We start from the raw sequence: 7,528 nt of genomic DNA, 5'->3' as shown, positions 1-7,528 counted from the left end.
GCATAGGGGCGCAGGGGCAGGGCCTCTTGCAAGACGGCTGCGCCAAGGACAATGGCAATCGGCGCGATCAAGAGGGTGCAGAGCATCAGATTGCCGCGGGCGGACATGATAGGTTTGGCGGAACTGACGCAGCCCGGATCATGCGGTTGCAACAAAAAAGCCCCGCCGGTTTCTGGCGGGGCTTTGGTATTTGCTGCGACAGTCGCCTAGAAGCTATAGCCGATCGACAGGCCGATTCCGATGGCGGTGTTATCCTTGAACGCAACGCCGGATGGGTCGGTTGCATCGCCCAGCATTGCGTATTCAATGCCGCCGGTGAACTTGACCGCATCCATAGTATAGGTGCCACCGATACCGATGCTTGTTGAGCCATCTGTCGGCGCAAGGCGTGATGCCTCGTCTCCGGTATCGGCCTCGTAGGTGACGCGCCCGAAGACGGACAGTGCGTCATTGATGCGGCGACCAAGGCCGATGCGGTAGGTCGTTACATCGCTGTCGATGCCGGTGATTCGATCGCCAGCATTGGCCGCCGCATAGCCATCGGGGCGGACTTCCCATACTGACCATTCTGCCCAGCGGATTGAGCCAAATAGCAACGTGTCTTTTGCAATGCCGGACTGGAAGTCGAGTGCGACCGACTGAGGCAGTTCGATTTCAGTCGCATTTTCTTGGAAAACCATGCCGCCGCTCGCCTCTGGGGTGTTGAGTTCGTGCGTGATCGCGCTTTCGTAGGTGAGTGAAACGCGCAGGGCAATCGCGGGCATTTCATAGGCCGCGCCGACGACATAGCCAACTTGGGTGTCGGTTTCAGCGATGGCTGTATATTCGGGCCCCCCTGTCAGCGCAGGTGGGATCGCGATAGTCGCTTTGGACTGTACGGCACGAATACCGCCATAGACGGAGATGCTTTCGGTTGCCTTGTATTTTGCCAATGCGGCGACCTGGGTACTGCTCCATTCCGCAGCAAGGCCCGTATAGACGCCGCCGGTGTAGTTGGCATTGGCCCCGAAGGGCTGGTTAATAAACAGAGCCAGATCAATCTGTGGTGTGATCCCGTATTTCAACGCAAAACCGCTGTTGAAATAGCTTTCGGCCATGTTGTCGGTTGAGCCGCCGAGCAACATCGCAGGATAATCACCCGACACGTCGGGCGTCACGGAGGAGAACGCGATCTGCGCGAAATTGCCATCTTCGAACAGGACGCCGTAAGGATTGCCGGATCGGTCAATACCGCCCGCGCTGGCAATTGTAGTGCTTAGCAGCAGGGTCGCTGCGCCTGCCGTCAGTGTGTGTTTCATGTCCTCATCCCTGTCATGAGTAAATTATGTGCGATCAACCTAGAGATCGCTTAACGTTCAGGTCAATTCTTGACCCCACGTCATACAGAGGCTGCGCCGCTACGTCACATTTCTGTGATTGTATTCTGCCGGGCATATTGTTGTTTCCGTCTCTAAGGTGTCAGTGCACGCCTAGATTGTCTTATGTTGATGTAGTTCGCAACAAATATGAAGGCTGCTCCGACAAATACCAGTATTTCCAGAGGCTCGTTGTAAAGCAGCATGCCGATGACTGCGATTGTGGGCAATCGGACAAAGTCGATTGGCATGACGACGCTGGCGGGGGCGAGGCTGAGCGCGGTTGTCAGGCAGAAATGCGCGATCAGACCGGCACAGCCGATCAAGATCACCCATGGCAATGTGGCCAGCGACGGCACGGCGATGTCGCCGTCGTAGCCGGCGCAGATCAATCCAAAGACCGCCTGCATCACGGTCAGGTAAAACAGGATACAGGTGATCGTCTCGGTGCGGGTAAGCAGGCGGGTAAACAGTGCCGAGAGAGCGAAGAAAATCGCGCAGGTCGCCGCCGCGATCAGGCCGGGACTAAGATTGGCGGGGTCGGGGCGGGCGACGATCAAGATGCCGATAAACCCGATTGCGGCGCAGGCAAGGCCGACCGCAGTCAGACGTTCGCGCAGGATCAGCGGCGACAGCAATATGACCCAGATCGGCGTCGTGAACTCCAGTGCAAAGACCTGCGCCAGAGGGATCACGGTGATCGCAAAAAACCACAAGTTCTGCCCTGCAAAGTGGCAAATGTTGCGGGTGAAATGCAGGCCAAGCCGGTGCGCGCGGATCTGTCCAAGCGTACCCGCTAATTTGCCCGCAGTCAGGACGATGGCGATACCCGTCAGGCTGCGAAACAGCATGATTTCAAAGGTGTCCAGTTCGAGGCTGACAGCACGACCGGCGATGGCCATTGTCGTGAATGACGTGATCGCGCCGATCATCCACAGCGCGGCTTTCACTGTATCGTTCATCGGATGGCCAAGCGGTGGCTGATAGGGTGCATCGTGAACACCAGACACCGGGCTGCTGATTGATGTGGCAAAGTTGATCCTATCGCGCGGGCCGTGAGCGTCAGAACCAAGACCACGTCACGACGTATTATGCCGTGGCATAGTCACGCAGGTATGTGGATTTGCAAGCCCGGAACAGCGCGCGGGTTATTCCCATTCAATCGTGCCGGGAGGTTTTGATGTGATATCGTAGGTCACACGGTTGATACCGTGTACTTCGTTGATGATGCGGGTGGCGGTTTCGCCCAGAAATTCGTGGGTGAAAGGGTAGTAGTCCGCCGTCATGCCGTCAACGGATGTCACTGCACGCAACGCACAGGCAAAATCATATGTACGCCCGTCGCCCATGACGCCGACGGTGCGCACGGGCAGGATTGCAACGAAGGCTTGCCAGATTTCATCGTAAAGCCCGTGCTTGCGAATCTGGTCGATATAAACCGCATCGGCCTTGCGCAAAATCGCCAGCTTTTCGCGGGTGATTTCGCCGGGGCAACGAATGGCAAGGCCGGGGCCGGGGAACGGGTGCCGCCCGATAAAGGACGCAGGCAGGCCAAGTTCGCGGCCCAGCGCGCGCACTTCGTCCTTGAACAGTTCGCGCAGGGGTTCGACCAGTTTCAGGCCCATTTTTTCAGGCAGCCCGCCGACGTTGTGGTGGCTTTTGATCGTGACCGATGGCCCGCCGGAAAAGCTGACGCTTTCGATGACGTCGGGGTAGAGCGTACCCTGGGCCAGAAAATCAGCGCCTTCGATCTGGTTGGCGTATTTTTGGAAAACGTCGATGAACAACCGCCCGATGATCTTGCGTTTGGTTTCGGGGTCGCTGACGCCGTCAAGTTCGCCCAAGAACAGCTCTTGTTCGTCGGCGTGGATCAGCGGCATGTGGTAATGGTCGCGGAACATGGTGACGACTTCTTCGGCCTCGCCCTGACGCAGCAGGCCGTGATCGACGAAAACGCAGGTCAGCTGGTCACCGATCGCTTCGTGGATCAGCACGGCGGCGACAGAGCTGTCGACACCACCCGAAAGGCCGCAGATCACCTGTTTGTCGCCGACCGTTTCGCGGATCGCGGCGATGGCCTGTTCACGGTAGGCGCCCATGGTCCAGTCGCCCGAGAAACCAGCAATGCGCACGAAGTTTTCATAAAGCTTTGCGCCGTTGGGTGTGTGGTGGACCTCGGGGTGGAATTGCACCGCATAGAAGTTGCGTGCCACGTCGGCTGTGATCGCGAAGGGGGCGTTGGGCGAGGTGCCGTAAACGGAAAAACCCGGTGCGATTTCAGAGACATGGTCGCCGTGGCTCATCCAGACTTGTTCCTTGTCGGTCAGAAACCAGCCTTCAAGAAGCGCGAGCTTGTTCTGCGGCGTCACGTAAGCGCGACCGAACTCGGCTGTGCCGTGCCCACGTTCGACTTTGCCGCCCAGGGTTTGCATCATTACCTGTTGGCCATAGCAGATGCCAAGCACGGGCACGCCAAGGTCAAAAACCGATTCCGGTGGGCGCGGTGAGCCTTCATCGAAGACCGATGCGGGGCCGCCCGAAAGGATCACCGCCTTGGGCGCGAATTCGGCCAGGAATGTGTCGGTGACTTTCTGGAACGGGTGGATTTCGCAATAGACGTTCAGCTCGCGCAGGCGGCGCGCGATAAGCTGCGTCACTTGGCTGCCGAAGTCGATGATCAGAAGGCGTTCGTGGGTGATGTTTTCCATGCCGCTTCGGTAAAGCCCGTGCCGGGGTTGTGCAAGAGGGGGACACGAATTCCAGCGCCGCTGGGGCGTGTTTTTATGCGGGAGTATTCCCATTCAAAGATGCCTCATGTCGTTTTCGCGCCTCAAGCGGCGCAAAATGGTCAGGGGTCCGGGTGCGGGGGCGATATGAACAGCCCAACACAAGCACCAAGGGGAACGATTATGTCTGATGCACCAGCAACAACCGGGCGCAGGGCAAGGGGCGGTGGCGGTGGCGTCCGCCGGGCAGAGCGGACTGCGGTCAGCGTTGCGACTGCCAAATATATTGAGCGTAATATCCCCAATTATGAGGTGCTGACCGACGAGGCGCTGGATGTGATTGAGGCGAATGCCGAAACCGTGCTGGCCGAAATCGGTGTGAACTTTGTCGAGAACCCGGCGGCATTGGAGCGTTGGAAAGCTGCCGGCGCTGAGGTCGATGGTGAGCGGGTGCGGATTCCACGTGGTCTGGCACGAAAGCTTTGTGCCACGGCACCTGCGCAATTCACGCAGCACGCCCGCAATCCTGAACGTAATGTGGTGATTGGCGGCAAGAATTTGGTGCTGGCCCCCGTGTATGGCCCGCCATTCGTGCGCGATGCCGAAGGCGGGCGCCGCTATGCCACGATGGCGGATTTCGAGAAATTTGTGAAACTGGGATATATGTCGAAATGGTTGCACCATTCGGGCGGCACAGTGTGTGAGCCGACAGACATTCCGGTGAATAAGCGCCATCTCGATATGTTGCTGGCCCATATGGTACTGTCGGACAAGCCGTTTATGGGGTCGGTGACCGAACCCAGCCGCGCGCAGGATTCCGTGGACATGTGCGAAATTCTGTTCGGCAAAGACTTTGTACAGGAAAACACGGTTTTGACGTCGCTGATCAACATCAATTCGCCATTGACGTTTGACGGCATCATGATGGGCGCGCTGGAGGTGTTCGCCGCCAATAATCAGGCGTCGATTATCAGCCCGTTTATTGTTGGTGGCGCGATGGCACCGGTATCTGTGGCCGGGACGCTGACGCAGGTCTTGGCCGAGGTATTGGCCGGTGTCGCCTATAGCCAACTGATCCGTCCCGGTGCGCCAGTGATCTTTGGCGCCTTTGTGACGTCGATCGACATGAACTCTGGCGCACCGACGTTCGGCACGCCCGAAGCCGCGCATATTACCTATGGTGCAGGGCAATTGGCCCGACGTCTGGGCCTGCCGTATCGGTCATCGGGATCGTTCTGTGGATCAAAGCTGCCCGATGCGCAGGCCGCCTATGAAACGTCGAACAGCCTGCAGATGGGGCTTTTGTCGGGTGTGAATTTCATGCTGCACGCTTGCGGGTGGCTGGAAGGCGGGCTTGTCTCATCGTTTGAGAAATTCGTGATGGATGCGGACCAGTTGGGCACGCTGCATCATTTTGCCCGCGGCGTGGATATGTCAGACAACGGGCAGGCGATGGGCGCGATTGCCGAAGTGGGCCCCGGTGGCCACTATCTGGGCTGCGAGCATACCCAGCAGAATTTCAAGACAGCCTTTTGGCGGTCGGATTTATTCGACTACAAACCCTTTGAAACCTGGGATGAAGAGGGTGCGCGCGACACGCAGACCCTAGCCACCGCCCGGGTCAAGAAGATGCTGGACACCTACCAGCAGCCTGCGTTGGACCCGGACATCGAGGCGCGGCTGCGCGCCTATGTTGCCGATAAAAAGGCAAGCATGCCAGATGCATTCATGTGAGACGGGGCCCGGTTTCGCGTAGCAGGCGGGCCTCGCCTGCAATGGCGATCAGCAGTTCGACATGGCGTGCCGGAGAGTAGCTGCCTGATTTCTGCTGCCTCAACGTGTTGGTTTCGCCTTCCAGATCAAGCAGGCGCATCAGCGCGTCCGCGTGGCGTGGCAGCGGGTCGATCTGCAAGATGCGCCGCAGATGTGTCGCGCGGCGGTAGTCATCAACACCAAAACGAGCGGCCCGCGCGAGCAGGCTGGGGCGTTGCAGTGTGGCGATACGGGTTTTAAGATCGAGCATCTGTCATGTTTCCTTGATGTTGGACTGATCGAAACATCATCACACAACTCAAACGGGCGTTGCGGAAACCGCATTAGTTAAGAACGCTCTGGTCAGACTTGTTTATCTTTTAGAAACAATAGTTGACGGACCAAATACGCAATTAACTATTGAGTAACCAAACATGCCTAGGCTTTATCGTCGATGCGCTGTCTTGCCGGCGATCCTGCCTTTGTGTGTCGGGACTTTCGGTAAAAGGACGAATGTAATGACTGCACAACAGGGACCCGTTGGGTCCGGAAGGCTTCCGCAGTGGGTGCCGGATGCTGCCCGCCACTATCTGGTACACACCGAAACGGGCCTTTCGATCAGGGCGCTGGCCCGCGCCAGCGACTGTCACCCATCCACGGTTCTGCGTCAGGTGCGCCGCTTTGAATGCCGCCGTGATGATCCGTTGATTGATGCCGCACTCACATCTCTTTCTGCCCGAGTCTCGGAACGCGATATTGGCCACAAAAGGGATATGGGAACCATGAATGTAGAGTGTTGGAAAAGCGCGCCGAACCAAGCTGCCGGCTTGACGCAAGCAAGGATGGATCAAGAAGCAAAACGTGTTTTGCGGCGGCTTTGCGAACAGGGGGCGGTGCTGGCGGTCGCGCGCGAGATGGAGACATCTGTGGTTGTGCGTGAAACGGGGGCTGGTGAACATCTGCGCACGGCGGTTGTCGATCGCGAGATTGCACAGGCGATGGCGTTGAAGGATTGGATCACATGCCCCGCACCTGACAGCCGTGTTGCCCGCTACTTTATTACCAACAGCGGGCGCAGTGCCCTGCGTCGCCTAACAGCGCAGGATGAAAACCGCGCCAGTGGCTTTGGCGAACGGCGCGCCCATTTTGAGGCCGACGCTGGCTGGGATCTGGAGACGGTCGAAGGCGTGCCACGACAATCCAGCCGATATCATGCCACCGAAAGCCCGCTTGTCGGGTTGGCGCGCCGCAAAGATCGCGATGGCCAGCCATTCTTGAAGCGCGATTGCGTTGCGGCTGGCGAGCGGCTGCGGGAAGATTTCGAACTGGCCCAAGTCGGGATGGAGGCTATCGAAAGCTGGGATGCGTTCATGGCGGCCGGGGTCGTCGACAAGCCGACGGATGGTCCATCCGGCGCGGTGGCGGCCCGACGCCGTGTGCGCAGCGCGTTGTCCGATCTGGGTCCGGGTCTGGGGGATGTGGTGTTGCGGTGTTGCTGCTTTCTGGAAGGGTTGGAACAGACCGAGAAGACGATGGGGTGGTCGGCCCGGTCGGGCAAGATTGTTCTGCGGATCGCGCTGCAGCGGCTCAAGCGCCACTATGATGAAACCCAAGGAAGATATGGTCCGTTGATTGGCTAGCTGCGGTATATCGGCAGGGTCATGCATGGGCTGCAGTGCCGTCATGCATGATCGC

At 58.4% G+C, this 7,528-nt stretch carries 6 protein-coding genes; 2 read left to right on the top strand and 4 right to left on the bottom strand.

Translation table 11 applies throughout. The annotated features are described in order from the left end of the window. Positions 1 to 206: 206 nt before the first annotated feature. From QZ196_RS09720 to guaA, 3 genes are all read right to left on the bottom strand, one after another. The gene (locus QZ196_RS09720; RefSeq protein WP_296425880.1) at positions 207 to 1,298 is read right to left on the bottom strand and encodes an outer membrane protein transport protein; all 1,092 of its coding nucleotides are present in this window, start codon (positions 1,296 to 1,298) and stop codon (positions 207 to 209) included. Between the two features lie 152 nt (positions 1,299 to 1,450). Further along, a complete protein-coding gene (locus tag QZ196_RS09715; protein ID WP_296425882.1) occupies positions 1,451 to 2,317 on the bottom strand; it encodes a DMT family transporter in 867 nt (288 codons plus the stop codon). Positions 2,318 to 2,503: 186 nt separating this feature from the next. Beyond that, positions 2,504 to 4,063, bottom strand: coding sequence for a glutamine-hydrolyzing GMP synthase (gene guaA, locus QZ196_RS09710; RefSeq protein WP_296425878.1), 1,560 nt, complete (start codon positions 4,061 to 4,063; stop codon positions 2,504 to 2,506). A 201-nt stretch (positions 4,064 to 4,264) separates the two neighbouring features. On the opposite strand from guaA, the gene QZ196_RS09705 reads away from it, so the two are divergent. After that, the gene (locus QZ196_RS09705; RefSeq protein ID WP_296425876.1) at positions 4,265 to 5,815 is read left to right on the top strand and encodes a trimethylamine methyltransferase family protein; all 1,551 of its coding nucleotides are present in this window, start codon (positions 4,265 to 4,267) and stop codon (positions 5,813 to 5,815) included. Here the strand turns inward: QZ196_RS09705 and QZ196_RS09700 are convergent. Continuing rightward, positions 5,808 to 6,104 (bottom strand): DUF6477 family protein, encoded by a 297-nt coding sequence (locus tag QZ196_RS09700; RefSeq protein WP_296425875.1) that lies wholly within the window; start codon positions 6,102 to 6,104, stop codon positions 5,808 to 5,810. The two genes, QZ196_RS09705 and QZ196_RS09700, sit on opposite strands and share 8 nt — an antisense overlap. Before the next feature lie 247 nt (positions 6,105 to 6,351). On the opposite strand from QZ196_RS09700, the gene QZ196_RS09695 reads away from it, so the two are divergent. Further along, positions 6,352 to 7,473, top strand: a complete 1,122-nt coding sequence (locus QZ196_RS09695) for a DUF6456 domain-containing protein (protein ID WP_296425874.1) — start codon at positions 6,352 to 6,354, stop codon at positions 7,471 to 7,473. Positions 7,474 to 7,528: the final 55 nt, after the last annotated feature.

The sequence above is a fragment of the Yoonia sp. genome (assembly GCF_017854565.1).
Taxonomy (GTDB): Bacteria; Pseudomonadota; Alphaproteobacteria; order Rhodobacterales; family Rhodobacteraceae; genus Yoonia.
Note: the sequence above shows the minus strand (reverse complement) of the source record. Positions and strands in the feature narration are given on the sequence as shown.

What these genes read in the sequence shown, in the direction of transcription:
- QZ196_RS09705 (WP_296425876.1), top strand. Translation starts at nt 4,265, where the DNA reads ATGTCTGATGCACCAGCAACAACCGGGCGCAGGGCAAGGGGCGGTGGC.
- guaA (WP_296425878.1), bottom strand. Translation starts at nt 4,063, where the DNA reads ATGGAAAACATCACCCACGAACGCCTTCTGATCATCGACTTCGGCAGC.
- QZ196_RS09715 (WP_296425882.1), bottom strand. Translation starts at nt 2,317, where the DNA reads ATGAACGATACAGTGAAAGCCGCGCTGTGGATGATCGGCGCGATCACG.
- QZ196_RS09720 (WP_296425880.1), bottom strand. Translation starts at nt 1,298, where the DNA reads ATGAAACACACACTGACGGCAGGCGCAGCGACCCTGCTGCTAAGCACT.
- QZ196_RS09700 (WP_296425875.1), bottom strand. Translation starts at nt 6,104, where the DNA reads ATGCTCGATCTTAAAACCCGTATCGCCACACTGCAACGCCCCAGCCTG.
- QZ196_RS09695 (WP_296425874.1), top strand. Translation starts at nt 6,352, where the DNA reads ATGACTGCACAACAGGGACCCGTTGGGTCCGGAAGGCTTCCGCAGTGG.